This is a genomic window from Neobacillus bataviensis LMG 21833 (genome assembly GCF_000307875.1).
GTDB classification, from domain to species: Bacteria; Bacillota; Bacilli; order Bacillales; family Cytobacillaceae; genus Neobacillus; species Neobacillus bataviensis.
Genome location: NZ_AJLS01000137.1, coordinates 85,678 through 102,404 on the forward strand (window position 1 = coordinate 85,678; position 16,727 = coordinate 102,404).

Consider the following 16,727-nt stretch of genomic DNA (forward strand, 5'->3'; position numbering starts at 1 on the left):
AAGGGGAATGATCGATGGAAAGTAACGGACTTTTAGGGAAGTTCAATCATTTCGCTGAAAAGGTCATGAGGATTGCACAATTTCAACTGCTTTGGATCGTATTTTCACTTTGTGGCGGCATAATTTTCGGGGTTATGCCTGCTACGGCAGGTTTATATTCTGTTATGCGTAAATGGATGATGGGGAACGTTGATAATCAGTCATATGTAAAAGTATATTGGACAACATTTCGGAAGGAATTTTGGAAAGCAAACGCATTAGGCGGTATAATCATCATCATTTCCTTTCTCATTTACTTGAATTTTTCCCTTATCCGTTTTACACATGGACCCGCCTACTGGTTTCTATTAATCTTTGTTTTCATGCTAAGTTTGTTATTTTTCATACTTCTCTTATATATCTTTCCTGTCTATGCCCATTTCGATAGTAAGTTTCGCAGATACTTTAGCATTTCATTATTAATAGGTATTTCATTCCCTTTTCATACACTTCTTATGGCTGTTGGGTACTATGCAGTATATTTATTGTTCATAACTGTACCAGGATTGATCCCATTCTTTGGAGTAAGTCTGTGCGCGTTCCTTTCCATGTGGGTGTCAATGAAGGTGTTAAAGCGGATAGAAAAGAAGGAGGAAAGTAATTTAGTAACAAACCATTCAAAAATGAAAGAGTTATTTCAGAGAAATTCAAAGCCTACAACAAATAACAAAGGAAATTTGAGGTCAAGTACTTGAATCAGGAAGATCCTTTGGAAGGATGTGAAAGGAAGAAATGGAAAATTTACAAAGAACATCTGAATCAATGATAGATTTAAAGGAAAAAACAAATGTAACGATCAAACCAAAGAAAAGTAAGTTGAAAAGAATGTGGAAAGAGCGTTACCTCTATCTATTGTTATTGCCGGGACTTCTCTATTTTATTATCTATCGGTATATCCCAATGGCTGGTAACATTATTGCATTTCAAGATTTTAGTCCTTTTCAAGGGTTTTTCCATAGTGACTGGGTTGGACTTAAGCACTTTAAAACCATATTTGAAGATCAAGAAGTTATTCGAGTATTGTGGAATACCTTATACCTATCTTTTCTCCAAATTGTTTTCGCCTTTCCGATTTCTATCATTCTAGCGATTATGCTGAATGAAGTGAGATCAAGTTTTTATAAAAGAGTGATCCAATCCATCGTGTATCTTCCACACTTTTTATCTTGGGTGGTCGTGATCGGGATTGTCACTGTCTTATTAAAATCAAATGGGATTGTTAATAAAATCATTGAAGGCGCTTTCGGTATTGAACCTATTGGATTTTTACAGGATCCTCACTGGTTCATGCCATTGGTTGTTCTTGAGGTAATCTGGAAGGAATCTGGATGGGGAACAATCATCTTCCTTGCGGCATTATCTGGAATTAATCCTAGTCTGTACGAAGCCGCTGCTGTGGATGGGGCTAACCGCTGGCAGCAGATATGGCATATTACCCTGCCTGCTCTAAAAAGTACCATTATCATACTTTTAATTTTAAGACTTGGAAGTGTTTTGGATGTCGGTTTTGAACAGATTTATTTAATGTTAACTCCTTTCACCATGGAGATTGGAAACGTTCTTGATACCTTCGTCTACCTGAAGGGAATTCAAAACTCTGATTTCAGCTTTGCTACTGCGGTCGGGTTATTTAAGTCTGTTGTAGGACTGATCTTAATTGTCGCTGCCAACCGATTAGCAAAACGGTTCGGGGACGGAGGAGTCTACTAAGAAAGGAGAGGTTAACGTGCTAAAAAGTAGAAAGCCATCAGAAAAATTAGTTGATACCATGAATATCATTCTTCTTGCTCTGATTGCATTGACGATGTTGTTTCCGTTTTATTATATGTTTGTTGTTTCATTTGCTACGTACGAAGAATTTGTCAAAACGGATTTACTTCTATTCCCGAAAACATGGGTGCTGGATGCATATGAGTATATTATAGGCTCCAAAGCATTCATCCGGTCTCTTGGTGTGACCATTTATGTAACCATAGTTGGTACATTAGTCAGTTTATTATTGACGGCGATGATGGCCTATGCACTTTCAAGAAATATCCTCGGCCAGAAAATTTATGTTTTTCTTGTATTATTTACATTTGTATTCGGTGCTGGAATGATTCCAACCTATATGATTGTTCAGGCAACGGGTTTAATGGACTCCTTATGGGCGCTGATTATTCCAGGAGCCATCAGCTCGTTTAACTTAATTGTCATGAGACAATTTTTCATGGCCCTACCCATGGATTTAACGGAAGCTGCGATTATCGATGGAGCAAATGATTTACAAATTTTCGCAAAAATCATCCTCCCATTATCGAAGCCAGCATTAGCAGCCTTTGGATTGTTTTACGCGGTAGGAATTTGGAACTCTTATTTTACCGCACTTCTTTATCTAAGTGATCCAGCCAAATGGACTGTACAGGTCGTTCTTAGACAGCTTGTCATTTTAAACCAAGGGAATGTACTTGACGTTGGCGTGCAGGCAGGTATGACTAATCCGCCTCCAGCTGAGACGGTTGGGATGGCCGCCATTCTGGTAGCAACGATTCCTATTCTGATTGTCTATCCATTTCTTCAAAAGCATTTCGCGAAAGGAGTGATGCTTGGGTCGGTAAAAGAATAACATTCATTCCAATTGTCCATTATTGAGGGAGAAGAAAACTAGTACAAGGGGGAAACAATTAGATGAAACGATTCATGTCCATAGCTTTATCGACTGTTCTTTTAGCGGGTACACTTGCTGCCTGTTCGCCAAAAGATGAAAAGGCATCTTCAAGCACTAAAAATGGTAAAGATAGTAAAATAACAATTAGTTGGTTTGATGGTACGTGGGAGAATCCTGTTCCAGAACCTGGAAATGACGCTGTGAAAAAAGTAAATGAAAAGTTTAATGTGGATTTCAAGCCGCAATACATCCCGTTTGACCTTTATGATGATAAGCTGACAGTTAAAATGGCCTCTGGTGATATTCCGGATGTAATTGGAACAGAAGGTGCTGATACAAATTATATAAAGTGGTCTAAACAAGGGGCTTTTTTACCGCTTAATGATTATGTGGACAAGTATGAAACATTTAAAGACATCCCGCAATCAGTATGGGATGCGGTATCAGTGGATGGAAAGAAATACGGAATCCCGCTTTATTTCCCGTCTAAAGGCGGCAAAAAGCCGGTTATTAGACAAGACTGGCTTGATAAGCTCGGGCTGAAGATGCCGACGAACTTTGAAGAATTAAAAGAAGTAGCCGTTGCCTTTGCAACACAAGACCCTGATGGAAATGGAAAGAATGATACAGTGGGATTAGGTCTTGCAAAAGGGTTGGTATATGACCCAAGTTTTGGTGCTTACTGGGGTAACTCTTGGTACCATGAAAATAAGGATGGTCAATTAATTCCAGGCCAAATTTCAGAGGGAAGTAAAGAAAAAGTTACTTATATAAATGAAATGTTTAAAGCTGGGGCAATTGATAAAGACTGGGCGATTAAACCATATAATGATGTATTTAAAGACTTTAATGCCGGTAAAGTGGGTATTTGGTATGAACAACCAGGGAATGACAAAGGTTCACAGCCAAATAACCTGGATTTAGCCACTTTAAGGAAAAATGCTCCAGATGCTAAAATTGCCGCGATTCCTCCTTTTGTGGCTCCTGACAAATCCCAAGGTTATGTGGCAGGAAGCGGTTATTATCGGATTTGGATGCTAAGCTCCAAATTAAAGAATGATCCGAAAAAGGTCGAGAAAATTTTAGAAATGATGGATTATATGGCTAAGTATGTGCCGGCAGATCAACAAACACCTCATAACGAGTATTTTGATTGGATCATGGGCGGAAATGGTAAAGGATATACTATTGTCGATGGTGCACCGCAATTAACAGAGGAATATAGCAAAAATGCACCAATTTCTCTGTTCAACCAGAAACAAGGTGGATGGGACAAGGATAATCAAGCCATGAAGGATTATGTTACACAATCCAAAGCACCAGAAGCTAAGGAATTCAATACACTCATGGGTGATATGTTAAGTGAGGCAGATTTTTTTGTCAGCCCTGTAGGCCGGATCCATTCAGACGTTTATAATGATAAAAATGCCGCATTAACAGAATTTGCAACGAATGAGTTAACAAAGATGGTCGTTGGGCAAAGACCGATCTCCGACTGGGATAAGTACGTTGATGAGTATTTGGCTAAAGGCGGAAAAGATGTCATTGCGGATGTTAACAAGCTGATAAAAGAAAGCAAAATTAAAGGTGAATGGGTTAAAGCGAAATAATCAATGTGAATAGAATCCCCTGAAAGATTTCGGGGGATTGTTTTTACATTATACCAGCCATTAGGTTAAGAATATTTAAAATAGCTAGGGAGGCAGTTGTGTGAATAGACCCAATATCTTGCTGATTACGACTGATCAACAGCATTGGAATACGCTTGGTTCATATAATGATGAGATTTCAACTCCCAATTTGGATCGTCTAGCCCAAGAGGGGACCACATTTTCGCGGGCGTATTGTCCCAACCCTACCTGCACACCCAGCAGGGCATCGATTATTACTGGGATGTATCCCAGTCAGCATGGAGCGTGGGCAATAGGTACGAAGCTATCCGAAGAGGTTCCAACCATTGGTGATGAATTAATGAATGAAGGCTACCAGACTGCCCTCATTGGAAAGGGCCATTTTCAGCCATTAAAATCGACTGATGACTATTCTTCTTTGGAATCCTATCCTATTTTACAAGATTTAAAGTTTTGGAAGAAGTTTAATGGACCATTTTATGGATTTGATTATGTGGAATTGGCGAGGAACCATACAAATGAAGCACATGTAGGGCAGCATTATGCCTTATGGATGGAAGAAAAGGGCTGTAAAAATTGGAGAGACTACTATTTGCCTCCAACCGGTTCAATGGACCGCTCGATTCAATATAAATGGCCGATTCCGGAAGAATATCATTACAATACTTGGATTGCTGAACGTTCAAATGCTGCGCTAAAAAAATACAAGGATAATCATGAGAATTTTTTCTTATGGGCAAGCTTTTTTGACCCTCATCCGCCATACCTTGTACCTGAGCCATGGGACACGATGTACGATCCTGAAAAATTGACTGTTCCTAAGGTGGTGCCGGGAGAACATGATGATAACCCTCCACATTTTCAACTGACCCAAGAAATGAATCCAGACTTTTCTGGTTATGTTGAGGAGGGAATCGGAAATATTGGATTTCATTCCCATGTGAAGGTTTCCGAGCAGGAAGCACAACAGAACATGGCTGTCTACTATGGGATGATTAGTATGCTGGATAAGTATATTGGGAAAATTCTCGATAAATTAGATGACCTTGGATTAGCTAAGAATACAATTGTCGTCTTTACAACGGATCACGGACATTTTTTCGGACAGCACGGACTCCACGATAAGGGTGGTTTTCACTATGAAGATTTGTTAAAGCTTCCGTATATCGTTCGATACCCAGGTAAAGTACCCGCTGGTCAAATTTGTCACTCGATGCAATCGCTTGTGGACTTAGCTCCTACCTTTTTAAGCTTTGCAGGTATTTCAATCCCCCGGACAATGACCGGAGTTAATCAAAAAGAGGTATGGTTAGGGAAGAAAGAAAAGGCAAGGAACCATGTGATATGCGAATATCGCACTCAGCCGACAAAGGTGCATCAAAAAACATTTATAGGAGAACGGTATAAAATCACTTTGTATTTTAACGAAACCTATGGTGAATTATTTGATTTACAGGAGGATCCGCAAGAAATTCACAATTTATGGAATGTTCCCGAGCATCGGGCATTAAGGGAGCGGCTTTTATTTCAGTACATTTGGGCAGAGCTTGGGAAAGAACCGATATGGATGCCTAGAATCACTGGGGCATAATAAAATTGGAGGTTTTTACATGATTACATACGATAAAAAAAGCTGGAAAATTCATAATGAAAGAGTTTTTATTTTATCCGCTGCCATTCACTATTTCCGTCTTCCACGAGCAGAATGGAATGAGGTATTAGATAAGGCGAAAGCAGGGGGATGCAATACGATCGAAACGTACATCCCATGGAATTTTCATGAAATGAATGAAGGGGAATGGGACTTCTCTGGCGATAAAGATTTAGCCCATTTCTTCCAATTATGTGCTGACAAGGAATTATATGTGATTGCGAGACCAGGTCCATATATTTGTGCAGAATGGGATTTTGGCGGATTTCCATGGTGGCTTTCTACAAAGAAAGATATTCAATATCGTTCCGCCCAGCCTGCCTTTTTACACTATGTAGATCAATATTTTGATAGAGTTATCCCGATTATTGATGAATATCAATTAACGAAAAACGGTACAGTGATCATGGTTCAAGTAGAAAATGAATTCCAGGCATATGGTAAACCAGATAAACCATATATGGAATATATACGGGATGGAATGAAGGCGAGGGGAATTGATGTCCCACTTGTTACATGCTATGGAGCAGTTGAGGGTGCAGTGGAGTTTCGTAACTTTTGGTCCCATTCCAAACATGCGGCTGCGATCTTAGATGAACGATTTCCAGATCAGCCAAAAGGGGTAATGGAGTTTTGGATAGGCTGGTTTGAACAATGGGGCGGTAATAAAGCGGATCAAAAGACACCGGAACAGCTTGAACGTGAGTGCTACCAGCTATTAAGCAATGGATTTACAGCTATCAATTATTATATGTATTTTGGAGGCACGAATTTTGACCACTGGGGCGGCCGGACAGTGGGAGAACAGACTTTATGTACGACCACGTATGATTATGATGTGGCCATTGATGAATATTTACAGCCAACCAGAAAATATGAAGTATTAAAAAGGTATCATTCCTTTGTCAAGTGGTTAGAACCACTATTTACAGATGCAGAAAAAGTGGCTTCCGATATGAAGCTGCCTAGTGACCTAAAATCTGAGCGAATCGCAAGCCCTTATGGTGAAGTGATATTTATTGAGAATAATAGAAATGAAAGAATTCAATCACATGTTAAACATGGCTATGATCAAATTCTGTTTACGATTGAAGCCAATACCGTTTTACCGATTGTCCGTAATGTGAAAGTGGGAAATCACTTCACCATTAAAACGCTGACAGGACAGACAACAGGGTTTGATTCAAATGAAGCGGTTATCTATCACGAAAATGGCCAGCGTTCATCCTTGGTTTTGCAGCTCGATCAAAAGGCGGAAATTCATTGTCCATTGCCAAATCGATTCGAAACGCTTGAAGATGGCAGTATTGCATTTCGTTTATTTCATGGAAGTCAGCCGCAAACCATTCAGCTGTTATTTAAGGATGGCTCAAGCTATTCAATCGAAGTTGTCACAAGACAATCCCTGGAGATACATGTTCCCCAGTTGGAAAAGAAAACGGAAACAAACGAATTAACATGGGAATCAGCAGAAGAACCTCTTTCTTTTTTAAATGGTAAAGTGAAAGAGTCGAAAAAACCGCTTGATTTCAGCAGCTTCGGCCAGTTTAGCGGCTATTTAGGTTACGAGAGTGAATTCTATGCAGAGGAAACGCATAATACAACGATTGTTTTTCCGCGAATCGAGGATCCTGTTATGGTTTTCAGCAATCAGCAATTTGTTGGAAAGCTTAGCAAGCTTGGGGCTGCAGAAATTGAGGTTCCAGTGAAGAAAGGGAAAAATACCTTAACATGTCTCGTTCAGAATATGGGACGCTTCAACTATACGCAAGTTATGGGGGAACCAAAGGGCATTAGTGAACCGCCGGCACTTAACGGAAAATATCTGCCGCTGCGCGGGGAATGGCAAGTTGAGGGCACTGGTGCACGGCACCATTTATCGCAAATACCATCTATCGAGGGAAGAATCGGTTTTTTAAGAACGTTTGAGAATCATGGTTATGACCGAGCCATTCTTGTTGGTGAAGGTGTTTCGCGCGTTACGGTTAATGGAAATGAAGGAAAAATCCTGATGGAATGTCAAACAGGATGGTCAAGGAACAGTGCTGTCTATGGAGTGGCAGATATAAGTGGTGCTTTAAAGCAAGGGGAAAATGTGCTGGATTTAGATGTTCAAAATATTTCTAGTATTCGCCGATTTGACCTTTATTTGTTTCATGATAAGGAGCAAATTTTCGATTGGAAAACGAAATCATTTGCTGAGCTCCACGAGGAAAAGGATTGGAAGACTGCTAATTGCGGTGATCAACAAACCATTTATCCCCGCTGGTATAAGAGTCATTTTACCTGGAACCCTGATAATGGCTCAATTGTAAAAGTACGCTTGAATCATTTGAGTAAAGGATGCTTTTGGGTAAATGGCGAGTGTTTAGGAAGGTATTGGAACATTGGGCCCCAGGAGGATTATAAGATTCCAGTCTCCTTGTTAAAAGACCAAAATGAAATTGTCATTTTTGATGAGGAAGGATATGCGCCAGACGATGTCGTGATTCATTCTTACACTCCATTTGTTCAGTCGAAAAAAAAGCAGTTGGTCACAGTCGAAGCTGGAAGTAATGAATAATCCGGAGACTTTAAGAAAGCTGGTGCCATAAAACATGAAACCCAATGTATTGTTAATAATGGTCGATCAAATGCGCGGCGATTGTCTAAGTGTTTTAGGTCATCCAGTGGTAGATACACCGAACATTGACCAGTTAGCACAAAACGGAGTTCTTTTTAAAAATGCATATACAGCAACCCCAACCTGCGTTCCAGCACGGGCGGCGGTTTTAACCGGAATGTCTCAGACGTCCACTGGCCGTGTCGGCTACCAAGATAAAGTGCCGTGGAATTATAAACACACCTTGCCAGGTGAATTTGCAAAAGCAGGATACCATACTCAAGCTGTCGGAAAAATGCATGTTTATCCAGCAAGGAATTTAGTCGGTTTCCATAATGTGGTGTTACATGATGGATATTTACATTATAACCGCTTCAAACATAATAATATGGAAACCGAATCCTATAACTACAGCGGTGATGACTACCTTCCATGGTTGAAGAATCAGGTGGGAAACCAGGCCGATCTGATTGATTTAGGTTTGGATTGTAATGCATCCACGGTGGCAAGGCCCTGGCATCTCCCTGAGGCCGTGCATCCAACCAACTGGGTGGTCACGGAGTCCATTGATTTCTTAAGAAGACGCGATCCTACGAAGCCCTTTTTCTTAAAAATGTCCTTTGTCAGACCGCATCCGCCGTTTGATCCGCCGCAGGTATTTTTTGATATGTACAAGGATTTGGAACTTCCGGATGCACCCGTGGGGGATTGGGCAGAAAGGGAAGACCCAAAAAAAAGCGGGTATAATCCCATTACGTCAAAAGGGATTGTTCCAAAAAATCGCTTAAAGCGTGCCCAAGCCGCCTATTACGCATTGATTACCCATATTGATTATCAGATTGGCAGATTTTTAATGGCCATGGAGGAACATGGGGTATTAAACAATACAGTCATTCTCTTTTGTTCTGACCATGGAGAATTACTGGGAGATCACAATTTATTCCGTAAATCCTTAGCCTACGAGGGCAGCGCAAAAGTGCCATTTATACTTGCAGATCCTGGCAATTTATTAAAGCTAAAGAAAAACGGAATGGTGGAGGAAGTGGTAGAACTTAGAGACATCATGCCGACATTACTTGATGCTGCAAATGTAGAGATACCGGAATGTGTGGACGGCAGGAGTGTACTCTCCCTTTGCAAAGAACGTGCGGTTGAATGGCGTGAGTATATCCATGGGGAGCATGCATCTGGTCAAAGCTCGCATCATTACGTAACAAATGGGAAAGAAAAATATATTTGGTATTCGCAAACAGGAGAAGAGCAGCTGTTCAATCTTGAGGATGATCCACAAGAATTGACGAACCTCGCAGCCGTAATCGAATCCGCGCAGCGATTAACTTTTTGGAGAGAACGGCTGATCAAAGAGTTATCAGGACGGGAAGAAGGTTTTACGGATGGGAATCGCCTGATTATCGGCAGAGAAACGAAAGCTTGCTTAGATCATTTGCTGGGTTGATACTACAAGTGATGATGGTATAAGTTGTGATAACAGGAGGATTGAAGGGAGGGAGGGACAACCTGTTGTCTTATCATCGGAGCATATGTAGGAAGTGCCCTGCTTTCGCATATTAGGTTAATGGTGACGGAAAATTAAATTAGCATAGGATTTGGTTCATACGTATCAATTTTCATTTTTAATCACTTCAATTAATGGTCAGCTTGCTGCTATAAACAGTGGGCTGACCCTTTTTGTTGGGGTTAACCAATACAGTATTTTTAGGCTGGAGATTGCTATAGGCGTTATGAACAGGAGATTAAGAGAAATGTCAAAAAAACACAAGATTCAGAAAAAAGTGACATTCCAATTACGAAATTAGAACTATATAATGACAATTAAATAAGGAAGGAGGGGGCAATTATTTATACGGTTAAAGAAATATCAGCGGAAAATCTGAATGTAAAAATGAAAACGGTTACGAAGAAGAAAAGCTATTTTATTAAACATTGGCCAATTTATTCGATGATATTACCTGGCCTCGTGTATTTTTTAATTTTTAAGTATATTCCATTGGGCGGCAGTATTATAGCTTTTCAAGATTACAATGTATTTAAAGGTATAACAGGAAGTGAATTCGTTGGATTTAAGCATTTTAAAAATTTGTTTACTTATCCAGAATTTATGCAAATCTTTAATAACACTCTTTTGATTAGTGCCTACAAGCTAGTATTAGGATTCCCATCCCCAATTATCCTGGCATTGTTATTAAATGAAGTGAGAAAGAAACTATTTAAAAGTACGATTCAATCCTTACTTTATTTACCTCACTTTTTGTCTTGGGTCATTGTTGGCGGTTTAGTGATCAATATTTTATCTCCAAGTTCAGGGATTGTGAATGAAATTATTAGAAGTCTTGGCGGGAAGGAAATATTTTTCATGCAAGAGCCAGGCTTTTTCCGTTCCATCGTTGTTGGATCCGGAATTTGGAAGGACGTCGGCTGGAATACCATTATTTATATGGCTGCGTTAGCGGGTATAAATCCTCAATTATATGAAGCAGCAGAAATTGATGGTGCGGGGAAATTACGTCAGGTTTGGAGTATTACATTACCGACATTGCTGCCAACCATTATGATCCTACTTTTATTGCAAATAGGAAATATTTTAGATTTAGGATTTGAACAAATTTATATGTTGTTGAACCCACTCGTAAGAGAAACTGGTGAAGTTTTAGACACGTATATTTATAGAGTCGGTCTTGTGGGAGGGCAATTCAGCTATACTACAGCAATTGGGTTATTCAAGTCTGTAATAGGTCTGATCCTAGTAGTTGGAGCAAATAAATTAAGTAAAAAGTTAACAGGTAATTCTATTTACTAAAAACTAATGTAAATAAAAGTTATACACATGGAATAATTCTAAAGTCTATCATAAAGAGAGGGGGTTGCTCTTTGATAAAAGAGTCAAAGTCACGTCGAGTATTTACTATATGGAACTATCTATTTTTATCTTTACTGGGGTTAGTAATGCTTTTGCCTTTTCTCCATGTCTTAGCGGGGTCTTTCAGCAGCGGCAATGCCATAATCCAAGGAAAAGTAACCATTCTTCCTGTAGAATTTAATTTCTTAAACTATCAAGCGGTATTAAATGACGTAGCGATTTGGAAATCCTTTGGAATTAGCGTCTTTGTTACCATTGTTGGAACAACGATTAATCTGCTATTAACAGCGCTAATGGCATATGGTCTTTCAAAGTCAAATTTAAAAGGACGTTCGTTTTTTATTCTTGTGGTTTTATTTACGATGATTTTTCATGCACCTATGATTCCTTCCTATTTGGTTGTAAAGGAATTAGGAATGTTAAATACACTATGGTCTATTATGATTCCCAATGCCATCAGTGCGTTTAACCTTATTATCTTGATGTCATTTTTCCAAAACATTCCTAAGGATTTACTAGAATCGGCAAAGATAGATGGCTGCGGGGAATATCGGACATGGTGGAAAATTGTATTACCATTATCGATGCCTGCCATGACAACAGTGGGACTATTTTATGCAGTCGGACATTGGAACGGTTATTTCAATTCATTAATGTTTATCCGTAACTCAAGTTTATTTCCGCTTCAAGTAAAGCTTAGGAAACTTTTAGTTGAAAGTGACGCGGAAGCGATGATGCAAAGTGTAGAATTGACTTTGTCTTCCATTGAGGGAATAAAAATGGCCGCGATTATGGTGGCAACCTTACCAATATTATTTATTTATCCATTTATACAAAAGTATTTTGCACAAGGAGCTATGCTAGGCTCCATCAAAGAATAATCTAATTTTATAGGAAAGAGTGATGAGATGTTAAAGGGAAAGAAGAGAAAGTATGCCTATTTGTTGATGGCTGTCATGTGTGCCATTATGTTATCACTTGCAGGGTGTAGTTCGAAGACAAATGACAGCGCTTCAAAGTCAGAGAAAGATAAAAATATTAAGATTGTGATGGCAGATAGGGGAATTCAGGCAGTTGAAGCTTCTCCTAATATAAGTAATGATAAATATGTAAAAAAGCTAGGAGAGTTAACTAATACAAAACTCAATCTGGAATTACTGTCATGGGCAGAATATGAACAAAATTTAACCCTTGTGTTTGCTGGAGGAGAATACCCGGATGTAATGGAGGTAAATGGTATTAACTCTCCGCAGGTTGCACCAGCTGTTGACTCTGGCGTATTTATGCCATTAAACGATTTGATTGAAAAGCATGCACCAAATTTAAAGAAATATATTACACAAGAACAATGGGATAGTCCAAGTGTAAGCAAGGACGGTCAAATTTATGCGATCCCTTCTACAAACTATGTTCGAAACTTGTCTGTTGTCATGGTTCGAAAGGATTGGATGGATAAGTTAAATATCGAGACACCTAAAACACTTGATGAATATGTTGAGATGTTAAGACGGTTTAAAAATGAAGATCCAAATGGTAATGGTGAAAAAGATGAGATACCATGGTCTGCACGTGAAAACTTTAGATATGGTGAAGCCGTCTTTGGGGCCTATGATGTGATTCCTACCGATTGGAAGGTTGTGGGTGGAAAGTTGCTTCCAAACTTTATTCGTCCAGAAATGAAAGAAGCTTTAGCTGTTTATAAAGAACTTTACGATGAAAAATTACTGGATAATGAGTTTTTGGTACAACAAGGTAAGGATTGGGATGCCAAAATTAAAGGGAAAGGGAATGTCGGGATGTTTATTCACGACCCTACCTACCCGGATAAATGGTTAACCGAGATTCAAAATAATACACCATCTGCAGAACTTGAAATTATTCCATCACCGACAGGTCCAGATGGTAAGGGCGGCGCTTCGATTCTTTCTCCAGTTGGCGGAATGGTCTGGGCGATTCCAGCATCAAATGAAGATCCTGTTAGTGTAATTAAGTTTTTAGACAAGTTTTATTCAGAAGATGTTCAAACACTATTAACCTATGGACTTGAAGGGGATAATTACACCATTGAAAATGGAAAAATCAATTATAAGTACCCAACAGACCAAGCTAGTATCCAAAATGAAACCATCTATCAAAACTTTTTACGTTTTATTGGACCATCCCATTTAGAAAATGAGGAGTTTTTAGCAAACAGACCACATGGGGATTTGATTAAGCAAGGCATTGAGGTCTCGCAAAACGAAGGACGAAAAAATGATGGACTGGGTATGCCCAATCCTCCTACCATTTTGGAAAGACCTGAACTGCAAAAGGATGGCTTATGGGTAGAATTTGCTGCTAAAGTATTAACGGGTAAAGAATCACTGGATAATTTTGATAAATTCGTAGAGGATTGGAAAAAACGCGGCGGCTCCAAGATTATTGATGAGGCCACCGAATGGTATAAATCAAACAAGAAATAATGGTGAAATCCCCCGGTTTTGGTTTTGCCGGGGGATTTTAAAAAGTTAGAGGATTCATGATCATATCGATCCTCCCTATATCGGGGCTGATTATGGCGCTAGTGAGGTGGTTTGCATTGGATTATTTACGAAACACACATGATTTAACTCTTCCAGATTGGGGCCCATACACAAAAAAATATATCGGTATTTCTCATGTATCCGATAAAAAGGAAGGATTCCGTTTCGATTTAAGTGTTTTTCCTGGATTTTATCGTCGTAAAGTGGATGTTCCAAATGTGATGTGGGAATCTGGGTATCATCCCTGGGATGCATCAGCTGATTTAAACTATTTTGTCCATCGTCATGAGTTGGAATGGAAAGACAAGGTTTATTGTGACATTTCCTTTTCCGAAATTACTCCCAATTCTCGATTGATTCGATGCGATTGCGTTAATAACGTCGACCAGCATCAAAATATTATCTTACACTATATGGCTTCCATGAATTTTCCCTCACATTATTCACATGCTAAGGAATTTCTCCAACCCGATCGAGCTATAGTTCCAGATGGGGGAATTTGGGTGGATGCGTTAGACTATGATGAATTGCATTTTGCTGTTAAAAGAGCGGATGATCATCTGGTTCCTGACGGATATTTTCGGGCAGAAGTAAGAGATCATCATTTTGTGAATGGCAGTGGGATCGGACAGGGGTTTGGAAGGGATAAAGGAGACGAGGTAACCTATCGTTTCTCTCTTCATAAAAAAATCAAAAATGCCGTCATTGTTTTTCGTTTCCGTTTGAAGGAAGCCAATAAAGCGCTATTTATTGCTCGCGGACTCATCAATGAAACGATTCTATTCGATGGGGGTGAGACTTTTCAGACGAAAGTGATTCCAATCGGATCATTAGAAGAGGGTGAATATGTTCTAAAGTTATCTTCATTGGGAGCTGGTTCCCTTGAATTGGATGGCTTTGCTGTTATCGAACAAGAGGATGAAATTTTCTTTGAACCCGTTGATTGGGAGCACATCCCTGAAATGATAAGCGGCCCTATTAAGAATAGCCTAATTCTTAAATATAAGGATATCGAGCATTATTATGGCGTACTCTGGGATTTTGACCAGTATGAGATAAGAGAGTTTTATCATGATGAATTGGATCGATTTATGAGGCACAATGTGCATCACCATGTTAATTCCACTTTTAAAGGCGATGGAGAAGGTCACTTTACAAATGTATTTTTACGGCCAATCCCTATGAAGCCGAATTCATCTAGAACGATTTATGGCATGGTTTGTCATGGGAATTTGAAAGAAGTAGAAGACATGCTGATAAATTTTAATAGTAAGAAAGACAGCTATATTCGTATGGGTGAATCGATAGCATCAAGATTGGAAGATCATGATGTTATCCCAAGCGGTGAGCCATATTTGTTTAGTCAGAAACGATTAGCTGCGACGACATTAACAAACGTAGTTTATCCGGTATATGTGAAAAAAAGTTATATAAAACATAATACCCCAGGGCGATGGTGGGATAGTTTGTATACATGGGATTCTGGCTTTATTGGACTCGGACTGTTGGAATTAGATACCAATCGTGCTGTCGAATGTTTAAATGCCTATCTAACAGAACCGGGTGATACTCAAGCTGCCTTTATTCATCACGGAAGTCCTGTGCCCGTTCAGCATTATTTATACCTAGAGTTGTGGAACAAAACACAGTCCAAGGAATTATTAGCGTATTTTTATCCTAGATTGCGCCAGTATTATCATTTCTTGGCTGGACATGCTTACGGTTCAACCACAAGAAGGCTCGCTTCAAATTTAATTCAAACATGGGATTATTTTTATAATTCTGGCGGATGGGATGATTATCCTCCACAGGTATATGTACATAAAAGCCATTTACAAAAAAAGGCAGCCGCCGTATCGAATACTTCTCATTGCATTCGAATTGCTAAAATTTTGCGAATGGCAGCATTGGAACTCGGGGGATTAGCTGAAGATGTCTCACAGTATGATTCAGATATTTCGTTATTCAGTGAGGCTCTTCAAAAGTACTCCTGGGACAAGGATGCAGGCTACTTTGGTTATGTTTATCATAATGAAGAAGGTACACCCATAGATATTTTGAGATATAAAACTGGCGATAATTATAATATGGGGTTGGACGGGGCATATCCATTAGTGGCAGGAATTTGTTCACCAGAACAAGAAAGAGGATTACTGGAATATTTGCAATCTGGGCAAAGGCTTTGGAGTAAAATTGGCCTTTCAACTGTTGATCAATCTGCCCCGTATTATCAGGACGATGGGTATTGGAATGGGGCTGTGTGGTTCCCACATCAATGGTTTTACTGGAAGACCATGCTGGATTTAGGGGAAGGGGCTTTTGCACAAAAAATTGCTAAAACCGCTCTTAATTTGTGGAAAAAAGAGGTAGAGACGTCGTATAACTGTTTTGAGCATTTTCTCATTGAGTCTGGAAGAGGAGCAGGTTGGCATCATTTCGGCGGCCTTTCCAATCCAATTCTAAGCTGGTTTGGTGCCTATTTTCGACCAGGCCGCTTAACTTGCGGATTTGATACTTGGATTATGAAAAAGCAATTTAACGAGAACAATACTTCGCTGTTAGCAAGATTAAAATCCTTTGGGAAACCAAATCACTGCTTTACAATTAATGCCACAATGAATCCAAATTTTAAATATATTGTCAAATTGAATCAAAAAGAAATCCCTTTTCATATGGTGGAAACCGGCATGTTAGAAATCAATCTAAATCACAATCATACAGAAATGTTATTGACGATTGAAAAGGCACATAAATGAG

Annotated in this window: 11 protein-coding genes; all 11 read left to right on the top strand. The window is 39.3% G+C overall.

Annotated features, from left to right (window positions below; all coding sequences use genetic code 11):
• Positions 1-14: 14 nt before the first annotated feature.
• The gene (locus BABA_RS21050) at positions 15-734 is read left to right on the top strand and encodes a YesL family protein (RefSeq protein WP_007087269.1); all 720 of its coding nucleotides are present in this window, start codon (positions 15-17) and stop codon (positions 732-734) included.
• 67 nt (positions 735-801) lie between these two features.
• On the top strand, positions 802-1,749 hold the full coding sequence (locus BABA_RS21055; protein WP_051186071.1) for an ABC transporter permease: 948 nt from the start codon (positions 802-804) through the stop codon (positions 1,747-1,749).
• Positions 1,750-1,807: 58 nt separating this feature from the next.
• Positions 1,808-2,644 (top strand): carbohydrate ABC transporter permease, encoded by an 837-nt coding sequence (locus BABA_RS21060; RefSeq protein ID WP_051186072.1) that lies wholly within the window; start codon positions 1,808-1,810, stop codon positions 2,642-2,644.
• A gap of 62 nt (positions 2,645-2,706) precedes the next feature.
• Complete coding sequence (locus BABA_RS21065) at positions 2,707-4,296, top strand: extracellular solute-binding protein (protein ID WP_007087272.1); 1,590 nt, start codon at positions 2,707-2,709, stop codon at positions 4,294-4,296.
• Between the two features lie 100 nt (positions 4,297-4,396).
• Positions 4,397-5,908 carry a sulfatase family protein gene (locus BABA_RS21070; protein WP_007087273.1) on the top strand — a complete coding sequence of 504 codons (1,512 nt, stop codon included), beginning with the start codon at positions 4,397-4,399 and terminating at the stop codon, positions 5,906-5,908.
• A gap of 19 nt (positions 5,909-5,927) precedes the next feature.
• Positions 5,928-8,531 (top strand): beta-galactosidase, encoded by a 2,604-nt coding sequence (locus tag BABA_RS21075; RefSeq protein ID WP_007087274.1) that lies wholly within the window; start codon positions 5,928-5,930, stop codon positions 8,529-8,531.
• Positions 8,532-8,565: 34 nt separating this feature from the next.
• A complete protein-coding gene (locus BABA_RS21080; protein WP_007087275.1) occupies positions 8,566-10,026 on the top strand; it encodes an arylsulfatase in 1,461 nt (486 codons plus the stop codon).
• A gap of 447 nt (positions 10,027-10,473) precedes the next feature.
• Positions 10,474-11,388, top strand: a complete 915-nt coding sequence (locus tag BABA_RS21085) for an ABC transporter permease (RefSeq protein ID WP_007087276.1) — start codon at positions 10,474-10,476, stop codon at positions 11,386-11,388.
• A gap of 71 nt (positions 11,389-11,459) precedes the next feature.
• On the top strand, positions 11,460-12,329 hold the full coding sequence (locus BABA_RS21090) for a carbohydrate ABC transporter permease (protein ID WP_040347174.1): 870 nt from the start codon (positions 11,460-11,462) through the stop codon (positions 12,327-12,329).
• A 27-nt stretch (positions 12,330-12,356) separates the two neighbouring features.
• Positions 12,357-13,910: an extracellular solute-binding protein gene (locus tag BABA_RS21095; protein WP_007087278.1), complete on the top strand. Its 1,554-nt coding sequence runs from the start codon at positions 12,357-12,359 to the stop codon at positions 13,908-13,910.
• 116 nt (positions 13,911-14,026) lie between these two features.
• Positions 14,027-16,726, top strand: coding sequence for an MGH1-like glycoside hydrolase domain-containing protein (locus BABA_RS21100; protein ID WP_007087279.1), 2,700 nt, complete (start codon positions 14,027-14,029; stop codon positions 16,724-16,726).
• The last annotated feature ends 1 nt before the right edge of the window (position 16,727 follow it).

Coding starts and splice junctions, on each gene's coding strand:
- BABA_RS21050 (WP_007087269.1), top strand. CDS start 15: ATGGAAAGTAACGGACTTTTAGGGAAGTTCAATCATTTCGCTGAAAAG.
- BABA_RS21055 (WP_051186071.1), top strand. CDS start 802: ATGATAGATTTAAAGGAAAAAACAAATGTAACGATCAAACCAAAGAAA.
- BABA_RS21060 (WP_051186072.1), top strand. CDS start 1,808: ATGAATATCATTCTTCTTGCTCTGATTGCATTGACGATGTTGTTTCCG.
- BABA_RS21065 (WP_007087272.1), top strand. CDS start 2,707: ATGAAACGATTCATGTCCATAGCTTTATCGACTGTTCTTTTAGCGGGT.
- BABA_RS21075 (WP_007087274.1), top strand. CDS start 5,928: ATGATTACATACGATAAAAAAAGCTGGAAAATTCATAATGAAAGAGTT.
- BABA_RS21080 (WP_007087275.1), top strand. CDS start 8,566: ATGAAACCCAATGTATTGTTAATAATGGTCGATCAAATGCGCGGCGAT.
- BABA_RS21085 (WP_007087276.1), top strand. CDS start 10,474: ATGAAAACGGTTACGAAGAAGAAAAGCTATTTTATTAAACATTGGCCA.
- BABA_RS21095 (WP_007087278.1), top strand. CDS start 12,357: ATGTTAAAGGGAAAGAAGAGAAAGTATGCCTATTTGTTGATGGCTGTC.